Raw genomic sequence first — 14852 nt, 5'->3', positions numbered from 1 at the left:
ATGACCGACACCGAAACCCAACGCCGGGACGGCCCGCTGGCCGGCGTGCGCGTTGTCGATCTCACGCACATGTTGGCCGGTCCCTACAGCACCTGGCTGCTCGGCGCGCTGGGCGCCGACGTCATCAAGATCGAGCGTCCGGGCAAGGGCGATTTCACCCGCGTCATCGCGCCGTTCAGCGACGACGAGAGCATTTACTTCATGAGCGTCAACCGCAACAAACGGAGTCTTACGCTCAACTTGAAGGAGGAGAAGGGGCGGGAGATCCTCAAGCGCATCGTCGCCTCCAGCGACGTGCTGGTGGAGAACAACCGGGCCGGCGCGATGGACCGGCTGGGGCTGGGCTACGCCGATCTGAAGGCGGTCAACGAGAAGCTGATCTACGCCTCGATCTCCGGCTTCGGGCAGGACGGCCCCTACCGCCACCGGCCCTGCTTCGACGTGGTGGCCCAGGCGATGTCGGGAATGATGAGCATCACCGGCGAGCCCGGCGGCCAGCCCAACCGCGTCGGCGCCTCGATCGGCGACATCGGCTCCAGCCTGTTCGCCGCCATCGGCGTCCTGTCGGCCCTGCAGAAGCGGAACAGCACGGGGGAGGGCAGCTTCATCGACGTGGCGATGCTGGACTGCCAGCTGGCGCTGATGGAGAACGCCATCGCGCGCTACCTCAACGCCGGCGACGTGCCGCGCGCGCTGGGCAGCCGCCACCCGCTGATCGCGCCCTTCCAGTCCTTCCCCACCGCCGACAAGCCGATCGCCGTCTGCGTCGACACCAACGAGCAGTGGGAGCGGATGTGCGGCGCCATGGGGCTGGAACACCTGCTGACCGACCCGCGCTTCCTCACCGGCTCGCAGCGCAACGCCAACCACGCGGAGCTCGAGCCGCTGCTGATCCCGGTCTTCGCCACCCGGCCGCGCGACGAATGGCTCGACCTTTTCGACGAGGCCGACGTGCCGTCCAGCCCGATCAACAGCGTGCCCGACGCGCTGCTCGACCCGCAGGTGGTCCACCGCAACATGGTGGTGGAGGTCCCGGCCGGTTCCGGCAAGCGCTTCGCCGCCGTGCCGATCCACATGCAGGGCGCCCCGCTGGCGGCCGAGGCCCCGGCGCCCAAGCTGGGCGAGCACACCGCCGACATCCTGGCGGAGCTGGGCTTCAGCCCCGCCGACGTCGAGGCGCTGCGGCGCGACGCGGTGGTGTGAGGACGGGCGCGATGACGGACGGGCGGGGGAAGGGGACGGGAGAGCGGGCCGGTGACGGGACGCGTGCGGCGCTGGCGAAAATGCTTCATGATGCCATCGGAATCGTCCCGTCACCCCCAGCCCCGCCCCTCTCAACCTCGATGGCCCAGCCCCGCATGGCGCGCCGCCTTCCCCCGCTTCTCGCCCTTCGCGCCTTCGACGTCTTCGCCCGGCTGGGCACCGTGCGCGCGGCCGCCGACGAGCTGGCGGTGTCGCACACGGTGGTGTCCCGCCACATCCAGAACCTGGAGCAGTCGGTCGGCGTCAAGCTGGTCGCCAAATCGGGGCGCGGCCTGTCCCTGACCCGCGAGGGCGTGCGCTTCGCCGCCCAGATGCGCCGCGCCTTCGACCTGATCGCCGACGCCTGCGGCGAGCTGCGCAACGGCGGGATGGAGGCGGTCCACATCTGCTGCCTCGCCGGTCTGGCCTCGCGCCGGCTGCTCGCCCGCCTGCCGGAACTGGAGGCGGCGGTGGCCGGGCGCGAGGTGACCCTGCAACCGACCTCGACCCGCCCCGATTTCGGCCGGGGCGAGGCCGACGCCGAGATCATGTATCTGGAGGACGGCTCCGTCGCCGAGGGGCTGCGGGCCGAGATGTTCGCGAAGCCCCGCATCCTCGCCATCGCCAACCCGGAGTTCAAGGCGCGCTACCCCGACGTGCGCACCCCCGCCGATCTGCTCGACCTGCCGCTGATCCACGAGCAGTCCACCGGCATGTGGGAGGCGTGGCTGGAGGAGGCCGGCATCACCGACCCGCCCCGGCTGCGCGGCCCCCGGCTGTGGCAGGCGCATCTGACCATCGAGGCCGCCCGGCTCGGGCGCGGGGTGGCGCTGGTCAGCGACCTGCTGGTCGCCGACAACCTCGCCAGCGGCGAGCTGGTGGAGATGGTCGAGAGCAACGTGACCATCGGCGGCTATTACTTCATCGCCCCGGCGCAGAAATGGAACACCCCGGTCATCGCCGCGATCCGGCACTGGCTGCGCGACGTGTTTCCGCCGCCGGACTCCCAGCCTCCCGTCTGACCCCCCATTGTCTGGAACGGCGCCGTCCGGCCCCTTCGACCATCGCGGAACCCCGATCATGACCGACACCCTGTTCGACCATCTGCTGAGCCCGGCCACCGACCCGGCGCGCCTCGCCATCGAAACGGCCGACGGCGCCCGCCTGTCCTACGGGGATTTGCGCGCCGCGACCGGCCGGATGGCGAACGTCCTCGTCGCCCTGGGCGCGCGGCCCGGCGACCGCGTGGCGGTCCAGGTCGAGAAGTCGGTCGAGGCGCTGGTCCTCTACCTCGCCTGCCTGCGGGCCGGCGTGGTGTACCTGCCGCTGAACACCGCCTACACCCCGGCGGAGCTGGCCTATTTCGTCGGCGACGCCGAACCGGCCCTGATCGTCTGCGACCCCGCGCGGCTCGACGCCACCGTGGCGCTGGCGGCAGGCGCGCCGGTGCGCACGCTGGACGCGCAGGGCAGGGGCAGCCTGAGCGACGCGGCGGCGGGCCAGCCGGACGATTTCGCCACGGTCGCGCGCGGCGCCGACGATCTGGCCGCCATCCTCTACACGTCCGGCACCACCGGGCGGTCGAAGGGGGCGATGCTGACGCAAGGCAACCTGCTGTCCAACGCGCGGGTGCTCCAGACCGAATGGCGGTTCGGGGCCGACGACGTGCTGCTCCACGCCCTGCCGATCTTCCACACCCACGGCTTGTTCGTGGCCTGCAACCTCGTGCTGCTGTCCGGCGCCTCGATGGTTCTGCTGCCGCGCTTCGACCCGGCCGACGTTCTGGCCCGGCTGCCGGCCGCCACGGTGATGATGGGGGTGCCGACCTTCTACACCCGCCTGCTCGGCCAATCCGGGCTGACGCCGGAGGCCTGCCGGACGATCCGCCTGTTCGTCTCCGGCTCCGCCCCGTTGCTGGCCGAGACGCACCGCGCCTGGGAGGAGCGCACCGGCCACCGCATCCTGGAGCGCTACGGTATGACCGAGACCGGGATGCTGACCTCCAACCCCTACGACGGGGACCGCATCGCCGGCACGGTCGGCTTCCCGCTGCCGGGCGTGGACCTGCGCATCACCGACCCGGCGACCGGCGAGCCGCTGGAGGCTGGCGCCATCGGGGCCATCGAGGTGCGCGGCCCGAACGTCTTCAAGGGCTACTGGCGGATGCCGGAGAAGACCGCCGCCGAGTTCCGGCCGGGCGGCTTCTTCATCACCGGCGACCTCGGCCGGATCGACGAGCGGGGCTACGTCCACATCGTCGGGCGCGGCAAGGACCTGATCATCAGCGGCGGCTTCAACGTCTACCCCAAGGAGGTGGAGGGCGAGATCGACGCGCTGCCCGGCGTGCTGGAAAGCGCCGTGATCGGCATTCCCCACCCCGATTTCGGCGAGGGCGTCGTCGCCCTGGTGGTTCCCGACGGCAAGACCCCCGTCACCGAGGCCGGCGTTCTCGCCGCCCTGAAGGAGCGGCTCGCCCGCTACAAGCAGCCCAAGCGCGTGGTGCTGGTGGCCGAGCTTCCGCGCAACAGCATGGGCAAGGTGCAGAAGGCGGAGCTGCGCAACGTCCACGCGGGGGTGTTCGGATGAGCGACCGGAATGTCTCGACGGATTCCTTTTCGACCGAGATCCCCGTTTCCGAGCCGTTGCGCGTCGCGGAGGACTGGATCGACCTCTACGGCCACATGAACATGGTGCGCTACGTCGGCGTGTTCGACGAGGTCGGCTACGGCCTGCTGGACCGCTGGGGCCTGGGCGAGACCTACACCCAAGAGACCAGGCACGGCCTGTTCGTCGTCGACGTCGCCGTGAACTACCGGCGCGAGATGACCGCCGGAACGATGCTGACGTTGTCGCTGCGGGTGCTGGAGGCCGACGACAAGCGGCTGCTGAGTCTGATGGAGTTGCGCCGCGCCGACGACGGGACCCTGGCCGCGACGATGGAGCAGCTGTCCATCCACGTCGATCTGACGACGCGGCGCGTGGTTCCCTTCGCGGAGCCGGCGGCCCTGCGGCTGCGCGCGCTGGCGGAGGCCCACGCGCAAACGCCCCTGCCGCCGGGCCACAAGCGGCGGCTGGAGTGCCGGGCGCCGTAAACAGGATTGGGCACGTCCCGCCCTGGGTGTTCCCCTTCTCCCCCGCTGGGCGCCACGGCATGCGCAGGGCTCGCACACGCGGTGAGACAGGCGCCTCATGGCTGAGCAAAGCCCCCATCCCATGACGGGACAGGGGCTTTTGCGCCTGTAGGGTGTGTTTCTTCGCAAACGCGCGATGTGTGCAGCAGGGTATGCGCGTTGGTGTTGAGCAAAGCCCCTCTCCCCTCGCGGGAGAGGAGTTGGGGTGAGGGGGGCAAGCTTCCGCCTTCGGCGAATACCCCTCATCCCAACCCTTCTCCCGCAAGGGGAGAAGGGCCATTCGCCTACAAAGGTTGCGGCGCCTTCGCGGATGCGAGAGGTGTGCATACCGTAGCGGGGGCAGGGGGACTGAGGCGGCCTCCTGCAGGCGGGTGGACATGTTTGCTCCTGGGAGTCCCCCGGCGGCCTAGGCGATGTCGCGTCCACGTTCGGCGCCGCGCTGCGGTCATCTGGCTTTTGAGATCACGCCATTCAAATACTCATTCAGGTCGCGAAAATCCTTCACTGTCCATGCGAAGGCAGGCAAATTCACATCGTTTTCCCGCAAGGTCCTTGGGATCAGATCGCCATTCGGACGTAATATTATGGATGATACGATGACGCCGGGGTAATCGAGCAAACGCTTCTTGAACTCGGGTGTCGTAAGATCGGGCGTTGGAGGATTGCTTTTCTTGGCCAAAGGTCCTGTGCCTCTAACGTCACTGCCATGGCACATGGCGCAACGGTTCAAAAAAATCCGCTCTCCATTGCGACTGTCCGCCAAGGACGCTGATGGTATGAAAAACGGCATCACCAACGCGGCAATGAAACTTGCTCCAAGCCTCATGAGGTCATGTCCCGGACGGTGCTGAGTCATCGTGCATGAAAAGGCTGAAGGAGTGATTGAGGCGTCTCTCGGTTGTCTTAAAGCTTCGCTCCTTTGTCGCCAAGGGCGGTGCTGATGCTGGTTGGCGCCGTCAGCGCGCAGGGACTGCGGGCGGAGGAGCGTTGGCTGACGTGGCCCAACGGCTGGGGAGCGAACATTTTTGTCCGCCGACAACCCTCGAAACCGCATTTTCCCAAAATTCCCCAAAGAAGGAAAATTTACCTATAAATTGGCGCTCCCGTTCCCGCCGCCCCCGGAGCCCCCCATGCCCCTCGACGCGCCATCCATCCCCGCCCCCAACTTCCCCCGTTGGGCCGAGGAGCCTCCGGTGCCGCCGGACGGCTCGCTGGTTCCGGGATCGCGCTTCGCCGAGGAGCAATGGGTGATGGCCGCCGGCATGCTGGCGCGCGGGTCCTCCTTCCTGCACGTCGCGCGCGCCCTGGGGTGCAGCCGCACCACGCTGTGGCGGGCCTATTACGGCTCGCAACCCCTGCGCGTGCGCGTCTGGTGGGAGCGTCAGGCGCTGAACCGCGAGGCGGAGCTGCGGCTGTCGTCGCTGCGCGATCTGGTGGCGCAGCAGGTGGAGCGGCTGGTGGCGATGGGCGATCCGGCGACGGTGCGCTGGGCGGCCGACCGGCTCGGCCTGTTCGGCGCGCCAAGTGGGGCGTTCCAGAGCCAACCTGAGACCGGAATCGGGCATCTGTCTCCCTCTCCCGCCCCGGGAGAGGGCATGGAGCCGACGGCCGCAGGCCGGACGGGCGCCGAAGGCGATCGTAGTGCGGAATGCGGTCGCGAGGCTTGCGAGCGACCTCGGGGCCCGCCGCGCAGCGGCGGGAAGGGTGAGGGGCTATCGGAACATGGATCAAGCACCACACCCGATAGCCCCTCACCCTCCCCGCTTCGTGGGTCCCCTCCCTCTCCCGAGACGGGAGAGGGCTTTGGCGCCACAGGTGATTGCGCCGCTCCCGCCGGAACCGTCTTCGGTCCGCCGGCCGCACCCCTGTTCCCCGCCTTCGACGACGCGGTCCCCGGCGCGTTCCGCGAACCGGCCCTGCCCGATCCCGCCATCATCGCCGCCATCCTGGCGCGCCCGGAAGCGGATGGTCCCAAGGGCGCCTATCCCTGGACCTTCAACCCCGACGACGCCTACCCCAGCCTCGGCTCGGCGGAGGAGCGGCGCGGCAAGGGCGTCTACGGGCGGTGCGGCGGTGGGGCCGCCGGATGAGCCGCCGCGCGCCGGAACGCAACACGGAACGGGACGGAAAAGCGTTCCACGGTGTTTCAAACGTTCCAAAGCTGCCAGCCGCCAGCCGCCAGCCGCCCTTGGCGCGGCCCGTGCCCTCACCGGTCCGCGCAAATTTTTTTCCGTTCCCCGCGATTAAAACGCTCCGCCGTTCGTATGCTTGAGGACGGAGTTGGAAAAGACGGGGAGCATGGACATCTCAGGTCATCTCGCGGTGCTGCGCCGCTACGCGTTGGTGTTGACGCGTGAGCCGGAACGCGCCGAGGATCTGGTCCAGGAGGCCGCTCTCCGCGCGCTGGAGGGCGGCCACACCTGGCGGGATGGCCATGACCTGCGCAAATGGCTGCTGGCCATCGTCCACAACACCCACGTCTCCCGGTGCCGCCGCCAGCGGACCGAGCGGGAGGCCGAGGCGACGCTGACCCTTCAGTCCGCCGGAACCCAGGCCCCCAACCAGGCGGACCGCGTCACGCTCGGCGAGACGATGAACGCCCTGATGGGACTGCCGGAGGACCAGCGCGCGGTGCTGATGCTCGTCGCCATCGACGGCATGAGCTACCGCGACGCCGCCGAATGCCTCGGCATTCCGATGGGCACCCTGATGTCCCGCCTCGGCCGCGCCCGCGCGGCCCTGCGGGCGGCGGCCGACCAGACTCCCGTGTCCCATCTGCGTCTGGTGAGGTGATCCATGCCGATGCCCGTCTCCGAGGACGATCTGCTGGCCTATGTCGACGGCCAGCTCGATCCCGCCCAGCGCATCGCGGTCGAGGCCTACCTCCAGGAGCACCCGGTCCTGGCCGCCCGCGTCATGCAGGATCTGCGGCAGCGCGACGAGGTCCGCCTGTTCCTGATGGGCGACGCCACCGCAAACGACACGGCCCCGCCGGCCCCCGCAACGCCTCCTCCCGCCCCCGTTCCGGCCGGAATCGTCAAGCCGGCGGTCCGCTGGCGCCCGGCGCGGCGCGCCCGCTCCGCCATCGCGGCGGCCATCCTCATCGGCCTCGGCTGGACGGCCCACACCCTGGTCGGGGACGTGCTGATCGATCCGGTCGCGGCGGCGCATCCGGTCCCGGTCTTCGCCGACGAGGCGGTCGAGGCCCATCGGGCGGCGATTTCCGTCGGTCCGACCTTCAGCGGGCTGGCGCCGGAGGAGGCGCCCCGGCTGGCGCAGCTCGTCTCGCGCGCGGTCGGCGGGCTGCTGCCGATTCCGAGCTTCCCGGAGGATCTGCTTCCCCTGGCGTCGCGCATCGTCCCCTGGGACGAGGGCAGCGCGGTCCAGGTGGTCTACACGACGCACGGCTTCGCCCGCGTGACGCTGTTCGCCGCCGAGGAGCGCCGCTTCGCCGTCACCACCCCGGAGGCGGCCGAGATCAGCGGGCTGTCGGTCGTCTACTGGCGGCAGGGCCATCACGTCTACGCGCTGTGCTCCAGCGTTCCGGCCAAGGAACTGCTGGCCCTGGCCGAGGCGGCGCAGGCGTCGTGGTTCTGACCCCCCGTTCCTTCATCCCATCCCAGCGCTCCATCCATCGCACCGTAAGAGGCTTCCATGTGGAACCAGCAACAGCCCAACCAGTCCCCCTTCGGAGGGTACGGCCAGACCGTTGACCGCGCGGTCTTCGACGAGGGCCTGCGCAAGCACATGCTGCGGGTCTACAACTTCATGATGATCGGCCTCGCGGTGACCGGCCTGGTCGCGGCCCTGGTCGCCAGCACCCCGGCGCTCTACGTGCCGATCTTCACCACGCCGCTGAAATGGGTGGTGATGCTGGCGCCGCTGGCTTTCATCATGGTGCTGTCCTGGAAGTTCGAGAGCATGTCGGTCGGCGCGCTCCAGGGGACCTTCTGGGCCTTCTGCGCCGTGATGGGCGTGTCGATGGCGTCGATCTTCCTGGTCTTCACCGGGGCCAGCGTCGCGCGCGTCTTCTTCATCACCGCCTCGATGTTCGCGGCGATGAGCCTGTGGGGCTACACCACCAAGGCCGATCTGTCGAAGATGGGCGCCTTCCTGATGATGGGCCTGATCGGCATCGTCATCGCCAGCCTGGTGAACATCCTGGTCGGCTCGACCGCGCTCCAGTTCGCGATCTCGGTGATCGGCGTGCTCGTGTTCACCGGCCTGACCGCCTACGACACGCAGCGCATCAAGCAGGAATACGCCGAGCATTACGGCCACGACACCAACACCAAGCTCGCCATCATGGGCGCGCTGTCGCTGTATCTGAACTTCATCAACCTGTTTCAGATGCTGATGCAGCTGATGGGACAGCGCGACGAGTAACCGTTTCCTCCCTCTTACCATCGAAGGCACACGTTCACCATGGACCAGACTGAGCGCCAGATCATCGACGACCTGTTCGCCAAGCTGCGCCAAGCCGAGGCCCAATCCGGCCCGCGCGACCCGCAGGCGGAATCCCACATCCACGACCAGATCGCCCGCCAGCCGGCGGCGCCCTATCTGATGGCCCAGTCCATCGTCATGCTGGAGCAGGCGCTGGCCGCCTCCCAGTCCCGCAACGAGGAGCTGGAGCAGCAGATCCGCCAGCGCCCGGCGGCCCCGGCGAGCACGGGCGGCGGCGGCATCTTCGGCGGCCTGTTCGGTGGCTCCAAGCCCGCCGCCCCGGCCCCGATGGCTCCCCCGATGGCCCCGCCGCGTCAGGCCGCCGGCCCTTGGGGGCACCAGCAGGCCCAGGCGCCCGCCTACGGCGACCCGCGCGTGGCCGCCTACGCCAACCCGAACCAGCCGCGCCAGGGCGGCGGCTTCATGGCGGGCGCCATGCAGACCGCCATGGGCGTCGCGGGCGGCATGCTGCTGGGCAGCGCGCTGAGCAGCGCGTTTTCCGGCGGCGGGGAAGCGAACGCGGCCGAACCGCCGGCGCCCGCGCCGGAACCGGCACCCGAGCCGGAAACCTCCAGCTGGGATGACGGCGGCGGCGATTTCGGCGGCGACGAGGATTTTTGATTCCCTGAGCCGGCGCCGTCCCGATCATCGTCGGGACGGCGCCGGCCGTCATCCCATGGCACGCAACTTTTCCAGCCGCCCAGCCCCAAGGCCGGGCGGCTTTTTCTTTGCCCGCATCCCGGTCGGCAGCGGTTTGTTGACAGTGGTTTCAAGTGAAACTAAATTGACGGGCATGAGGCGCGCCCACGGTCCTTCCGCCGGAGACGGCCCGCCGAAGAAAACGGGAGCGAGCACCCATGCTGGTCGAGAAAATCCATCACGTCGCCTACCGCTGCAAGGACGCCAAGGAGACGGTGCAATTCTACAAGACGGTCCTCGACATGGACCTGATCGGGGCGATCGCCGAGGACAAGGTGCCCTCGACCAAGGAACCCGATCCCTACATGCACCTGTTCCTGGACGCCGGGAACGGCAACATCCTGGCCTTCTTCGAGCTGCCGAACTCGCCGCCGATGGGCCGCGACCCCAACACGCCGGAATGGACCCAGCACATCGCCTTCCAGGTGAAGGACGTGGAGACCATGCTGTCGGTCAAGGAGCGGGCGGAGAAGGCCGGTCTTTCGGTGCTGGGGCCGACCAACCACGCGATCTTCAAGTCGATCTACTTCTTCGACCCGAGCGGCCACCGGCTGGAGGTCGCGGCCTGGACCGCCACCGACGACATGCTGAAAAGCATGAAGGACGTCGCCCACGCGATGATCGATGAGTGGAGCGTCACCAAGCAGCCGCCGCGCCACACGGCTTGGCTCCACAGCAGCGAATTCGCGAACTGAAGGCAGCGTTCACGCCTTCGCCCACGGCATCAGCGAGGCCAGCACCGCCGCCGGGGCGTTGGTGGACGGGCTTTCCCCGGTGATCAGGGTGTCGCAGGGCAGCCCGTCGAGCACCTCGTGCGCGACGCTGCCTAGGACGGCGCGCGACAGGCCGTTGCGCCGCGCCGACCCCATGACCACCAGATCGTAGCGGCCGTTCCGCGCCGCCGCGACGATCTGCGGGGGCGGTGACCCGGTCCGCACCTCCACGGTCACCGTCCGGTCGATGGCCTCCGCGTCGTCCAGCAGGGCGCGGAAGTCGTCGGCGAACTCCGTCGTGTCCAGCCGGGTCGCCGGCGGGTGGGCGATGGCCGGCACGTCGAAGACGTGGAGCAGGTCGAGCCTCCCGTCCGGCGCCAGCAGACGCGCCGCCGCGACCGAGGGCCGCGACCGTTCGGAGAAATCGACCGGAACCAGCGGCCGCGCGTAGGGGCCGAGCGGCTTGGCGCGCACGATCAGCAGCGGGGTCTCGTCGGCGATGGCGATCCGTTCGGCGGTGGCCGGGAGGAACAGCTCCGTCACCCCATCGCGCTGGTGGTGGCCCACCACCACGAGATCGGGCTGCCACGTTTCCGCATAGCCGGCGACCTGCGGCCCGACCGCCTCGCCCTTCACGGCGACCGCCCGCGTCGCGATGCCGGCGGCGCCGGGCGTGGCGAGGAGATGGCGGCGAATCTCCATCTCGACATGGTGCAGCGGCATGGCGCCGTAAAGCCGATCCCCGTCCCGGACGACGTGGAGCGCCGTCAGCTCGGCCCCGAATTGGGAGGCCAACCGCACCGCACGCTCCATGGCGCGGTCCGATTTCGGTTCGAGATCGGTCGCCAGCAGGATCCGCCGAAGAGTCGCCATGGGGGTTCTCCGCATCCGTTCAAAGCCCGCCGCCTCGCGCCCGGCCATCCGTTCCATGATCGGAAACGGGAAGGAGCCTTGTCCATGCCGGCTTTTACGGACTATGACCGGGGATCGCGACGATTTGGCGGGAAACAAGGCCGGACCCAAGGAAGCATGACGGATTTTCGCGACCGCTGGCGTCTCGCCCCGGCCTGGGTGAAGGTGGCCTGTCTGACGCTCGCCTATCTGGCCGCGCACGTGTCCCTCGACTGGATCAGCTTCATCCACGAGGTGTCGCCGCTCAACGTCACGCCGTGGAATCCGCCTTCGGGGCTGATCATGGGGATGTCGCTGGTCTTCGGGGTCCGGGCGGCGCCGCTGGTGTGGCTGGGGCTGATGGCGTCGGATCTGGTCGTGCGTGGGTTGCCGGTGGCCCTGTGGGCGACCATGACGGCGAACGCCGTCGTCGCCGCCGGCTATGGGGCGGCGGGCTGGATGCTGCGTGAGCGGCTTGGCCTCGACCCCGGCCTGCCCCGGCTGCGCGACGTCGTGCTGCTGCTGGCGGGCGGAGCGGGCACCGCCATGGCCGCCGGGGCCGGCTACATCGCTATCCACACGATGATCGGGCTGTTCCCCTGGTCGGGCTTCCCCGACGCGCTGCTGCGCTATTGGGTCGGCGAGATCATCGGCATCGCCGTGCTGACGCCGCTGGTGCTGGTCGGGCTGCGTGGGCCGGCGCTTCGCGTCTCCTGGGCCGGGGCGGCGGAGGTCGGCGCCCAGGGGTTGCTCATCGCCTTCGCGCTCTGGCTCGATTTCGGGCCGCTGGGCTCGGCGCAGTACGAGCATTTCTACCTGCTCTTTCTGCCGGCCGTGGCCATCGCCGTCCGCCACGGGCTGCCGGGGGCGGCGCTGGCGTCGGTCATCACCCAGGCCGGGCTGATCGTCGCCGTCCAGGCGACGGGGGTGGAAACGGCGCGGATGACCCATTTCCAGCTTCTGATGCTGACGCTGGCGGTCACGGCGCTGCTGCTGGGCACGGTCGTCAGCGAGCGGCGGCGGGTGGAGGCGTGGGTCCGCGAGCGCCAATCGGACCTCGCCGGCGCCGCCCGGCTGACGGAGGCCGGCGAGATGGCGGCGGCCCTGGCCCATGAACTGAACCAGCCTCTGTCGGCCGCCATGAGCTACGCGCGGGCCGCCCGCAAGATCGCCCGACTGGAGGAGACCTCCCCCCGTCTGGGAGAGATCCTGGACAAGACCGTGGCCCAGACCGAGCGGGCCGACCGGGTCATCCGCAGCCTGCGCGACTTCGTGCGGAAGGGCCGGAGCGAGCGGTCGCCGCTGCCGGTCGCCGGGTTGGTCGCCGACTGCGTGACGCTGGCCGGTCCGCTCGCGACCCGCCACCGCGTTTCCATCGCCGCCGAGGTGGCGCCCGGCCTGCCGCCGGTGCGCGGCGACGCGGTGCAGTTGCAGCAGGTGATCCTCAATCTGGTGCGCAACGCCGCCGAGGCGATGGCGGAGGGGATGGCCGAGGGGATCGAGGATCCCGGCCCGCGCAACCGCCGCATCGTCCTCTTCGCTCATCTCGCGGGGGAGGCGGACGCCGTCGTCATCGGCGTCCGCGACAGTGGGCCGGGCCTTGCCGGGGTGGTGGAGCGCAACCTGTTCGCGCCCTTCGTCACCACCAAGGCGACCGGCATGGGGCTTGGCCTGTCCATCGCCCGCACGCTGGTCGAGGGGCATGGCGGCAGTCTGACCGGCCGGCGGCTGCCCCATGGGGAGACCGTCTTCGAATTCACCATTCCGGTCCATGGAAGCGACGCCGGGGAGGCCGCAGGATGATCACCGACCCGCCCGTCACCTTCGTGGTGGACGACGACGAGGCCGTCCGCGATGCGCTGGCCGTTCATCTGGAGCTGGCCGGGCTGGCGGTGCGGACCTACGCCTCGGCCGCCGAATTTCTCGACGCGGTCGATCCCGGCCAGCCGGGCTGCGCGGTGCTCGACATCCGCATGCCGGGCATGGACGGGTTGGCTCTCCAGCAGGAGATGGCGCGGCGCGGTCTGACCCTGCCGGTGATCGTCGTCACCGGGCATGGCGACGTGCCCGCCGCCGTCCGGGCCTTCCGGGCTGGGGCGATCGATTTCCTGCAGAAGCCCTTCGACGAGGACCGGCTGATCGAGCGCGTGCGGGAGGCTTTCGCGCGCGATGCGGCGGGGCGGCAGGCCGACGCCGAGGCCGCCCGCATCCGCCGCCGCATGGACCTGCTCAGCCCGCGCGAGCGCGAGGTGATGGAACTGGTCGCGCAGGGCCTGCCGAACAAGACCATCGCCCGCCGGCTGGACATCGGCACCCGCACGGTGGAGACCCACCGCGCCCGCGTGCTGGAGAAGATGGAGGCCCGCAACGCCCCGGAACTGGCCCGGATGCGGATGCGCCTGGAAGAAGGGTGAGGCCCGCCCGGCCGCGTCAACCGTAGCCGGGGGCGAGGTCGAAGGTGCCGTCGCGGCCGGAATTGGCCACCGACATCACCACGTCCTTGACGTTGTAGCCGTCGTGGTCGTTGGGCGAGAAGCTGTACTCGCCGAAATAGCCGGGCCGCTTCTTCAGCGTGTTCCAGTAGCCGATGATCTCGGAGGGGGCGGAGCCGGCGTTGCCGGCCGCCTCGGCGATCAGCGACACCGCGTCGAAGCCGCAGGTCACCCACCACAGCAGGGTATCGTTCAAGGGCACGCGGTCGCGGAAGCGTTGCAGGAACTCCTGGCTGCGCGGCGGCAGGGTCCGGCCCGCGCCGTGGTGGCTGGAACTGCGGAAGCCGAGCGCGAAGACGTTTTCCCAGTTGGCCAGCTTGGCGAGCTGCGGGCCGATGGCGCCCGACGAAAGCGTCGGGTGGCCGACGACCGAAACGTCCCAGCTCACGGCGGCGCGCGCGTTCAGCAGGCGCGACACGAGGCCCACCGAATTGCTCCACAACACGACGGCTTCGGCGCCGGACTCGCGCGCCCGCCGCAGATCGGCAAGCAGGTCGGTCTGGGTCGGGTCGATGCTGGCCTTGTCGGCGATCTCCATCCCGTCCGTGACGAAGCTTCGCGCCGAATCGTTGACCGCGTTGACGCCGTATGCCGACGTGTCGCCGAACAGCGCGACCCGCTTGGTTTTCAGGACCGACCGGCAATAATGGCGCACCGCTTCGTCCCATTGCGCGTTGGACGGCGCCGAGCGGAAGGCGTTGGGGTAGCGCAGCGGTTCGATCAGGCTGTCGATCACGCAAGGGTGGATGTTGGGCATCTTCGCCTTGGCGACCAGCGCGGTGATCGCCAGCGATTCGCCCGAACTGGTCGGCCCCCACAGCGCGTCCACCTTGTCCGCGATCATCCGCTGGGCGCCGCCGACCGCCTTCGACGGATCGCCCTGGGTGTCCTGCGTGACGATCTCGATCCGGCGCCCCTTGACGCCGCCGGCCGCGTTGATGGTTTCGGCCCCCAGGATCGTGCCCCGGTGATGCCCGGCGGCGGAAGCGGAGATCGGCCCGGTCAGGGCGACCAGCCAGCCGATCCGGATGGGTTGGCTCTGCGCGATGGCCGGACGTGGAAGGATCGAGGCGGCGACCAGCGCGCCCGCCGCGCCGATGCCGAGCTTACGACGGTTGATTGTCATGATGTCCTCCATGGACCATGCCAACATTGTAAGGCGGGCCGTCGGTCGTGGCGCGACAATCTTTTTGCCGATGCATCCTCACGTCGTGGTGCGGCGCTGTCCGTCCGGAATT

Annotated in this window: 15 protein-coding genes; 12 read left to right on the top strand and 3 right to left on the bottom strand. The window is 69.6% G+C overall.

All coding sequences use genetic code 11. The features are described from left to right. The 4 genes from EJ913_RS12940 to EJ913_RS12925 all read left to right on the top strand — a co-directional run bounded on the left by EJ913_RS12940 (position 1) and on the right by EJ913_RS12925 (position 4334). Positions 1 to 1203: a CaiB/BaiF CoA transferase family protein gene (locus EJ913_RS12940; RefSeq protein ID WP_126998450.1), complete on the top strand. Its 1203-nt coding sequence runs from the start codon at positions 1 to 3 to the stop codon at positions 1201 to 1203. A gap of 155 nt (positions 1204 to 1358) precedes the next feature. Further along, positions 1359 to 2264: a LysR substrate-binding domain-containing protein gene (locus tag EJ913_RS12935; protein WP_126998448.1), complete on the top strand. Its 906-nt coding sequence runs from the start codon at positions 1359 to 1361 to the stop codon at positions 2262 to 2264. A 58-nt stretch (positions 2265 to 2322) separates the two neighbouring features. Then, on the top strand, positions 2323 to 3828 hold the full coding sequence (locus tag EJ913_RS12930; RefSeq protein ID WP_126998446.1) for a malonate--CoA ligase: 1506 nt from the start codon (positions 2323 to 2325) through the stop codon (positions 3826 to 3828). Further along, positions 3825 to 4334 carry a thioesterase family protein gene (locus EJ913_RS12925; protein ID WP_126998444.1) on the top strand — a complete coding sequence of 170 codons (510 nt, stop codon included), beginning with the start codon at positions 3825 to 3827 and terminating at the stop codon, positions 4332 to 4334. Before EJ913_RS12930 ends, EJ913_RS12925 begins: the two co-directional genes overlap by 4 nt. 484 nt (positions 4335 to 4818) lie before the next feature. Here the strand turns inward: EJ913_RS12925 and EJ913_RS12920 are convergent, their stop codons facing one another. After that, positions 4819 to 5199: a cytochrome c gene (locus tag EJ913_RS12920; protein ID WP_126998442.1), complete on the bottom strand. Its 381-nt coding sequence runs from the start codon at positions 5197 to 5199 to the stop codon at positions 4819 to 4821. A 304-nt stretch (positions 5200 to 5503) separates the two neighbouring features. Here EJ913_RS12920 and EJ913_RS32465 point away from each other — a divergent pair, with 304 nt between their 5' ends. The 6 genes from EJ913_RS32465 (at position 5504) to EJ913_RS12890 (ending at position 10213) form a co-directional block, all read left to right on the top strand. After that, positions 5504 to 6463: a hypothetical protein gene (locus EJ913_RS32465; protein ID WP_244939342.1), complete on the top strand. Its 960-nt coding sequence runs from the start codon at positions 5504 to 5506 to the stop codon at positions 6461 to 6463. 208 nt (positions 6464 to 6671) lie between these two features. Continuing rightward, positions 6672 to 7166 (top strand): sigma-70 family RNA polymerase sigma factor, encoded by a 495-nt coding sequence (locus tag EJ913_RS12910; RefSeq protein WP_126998440.1) that lies wholly within the window; start codon positions 6672 to 6674, stop codon positions 7164 to 7166. A gap of 3 nt (positions 7167 to 7169) precedes the next feature. After that, the gene (locus EJ913_RS12905) at positions 7170 to 7970 is read left to right on the top strand and encodes an anti-sigma factor family protein (RefSeq protein ID WP_126998438.1); all 801 of its coding nucleotides are present in this window, start codon (positions 7170 to 7172) and stop codon (positions 7968 to 7970) included. Positions 7971 to 8027: 57 nt separating this feature from the next. Next, a complete protein-coding gene (locus EJ913_RS12900) occupies positions 8028 to 8759 on the top strand; it encodes a Bax inhibitor-1/YccA family protein (RefSeq protein WP_126998436.1) in 732 nt (243 codons plus the stop codon). A 39-nt stretch (positions 8760 to 8798) separates the two neighbouring features. Next, entirely contained in the window at positions 8799 to 9440 is a 642-nt protein-coding gene (locus EJ913_RS12895) for a DUF2076 domain-containing protein (RefSeq protein ID WP_126998434.1), read from the top strand. A gap of 236 nt (positions 9441 to 9676) precedes the next feature. Continuing rightward, positions 9677 to 10213 (top strand): VOC family protein, encoded by a 537-nt coding sequence (locus EJ913_RS12890; RefSeq protein WP_126998433.1) that lies wholly within the window; start codon positions 9677 to 9679, stop codon positions 10211 to 10213. Between the two features lie 9 nt (positions 10214 to 10222). Here EJ913_RS12890 and EJ913_RS12885 read toward each other — a convergent pair whose 3' ends face one another. Continuing rightward, positions 10223 to 11104: a universal stress protein gene (locus tag EJ913_RS12885; RefSeq protein ID WP_126998431.1), complete on the bottom strand. Its 882-nt coding sequence runs from the start codon at positions 11102 to 11104 to the stop codon at positions 10223 to 10225. Positions 11105 to 11260: 156 nt separating this feature from the next. Here EJ913_RS12885 and EJ913_RS12880 point away from each other — a divergent pair, with 156 nt between their 5' ends. Further along, positions 11261 to 12925, top strand: a complete 1665-nt coding sequence (locus tag EJ913_RS12880) for an MASE1 domain-containing protein (RefSeq protein WP_126998429.1) — start codon at positions 11261 to 11263, stop codon at positions 12923 to 12925. After that, positions 12922 to 13536 carry a response regulator transcription factor gene (locus EJ913_RS12875; protein WP_126998427.1) on the top strand — a complete coding sequence of 205 codons (615 nt, stop codon included), beginning with the start codon at positions 12922 to 12924 and terminating at the stop codon, positions 13534 to 13536. The genes EJ913_RS12880 and EJ913_RS12875 overlap by 4 nt, the downstream gene beginning before the upstream one ends. A gap of 16 nt (positions 13537 to 13552) precedes the next feature. Here EJ913_RS12875 and EJ913_RS12870 read toward each other — a convergent pair whose 3' ends face one another. Beyond that, entirely contained in the window at positions 13553 to 14740 is a 1188-nt protein-coding gene (locus EJ913_RS12870; RefSeq protein ID WP_211098948.1) for an ABC transporter substrate-binding protein, read from the bottom strand. Positions 14741 to 14852: the final 112 nt, after the last annotated feature.

It is taken from the genome of Azospirillum doebereinerae, from assembly GCF_003989665.1.
Lineage (GTDB): Bacteria > Pseudomonadota > Alphaproteobacteria > Azospirillales > Azospirillaceae > Azospirillum > Azospirillum doebereinerae.
The sequence above is the reverse complement of the archived record's forward strand: the minus strand, read 5'-3'. Positions and strand labels throughout refer to the sequence as shown.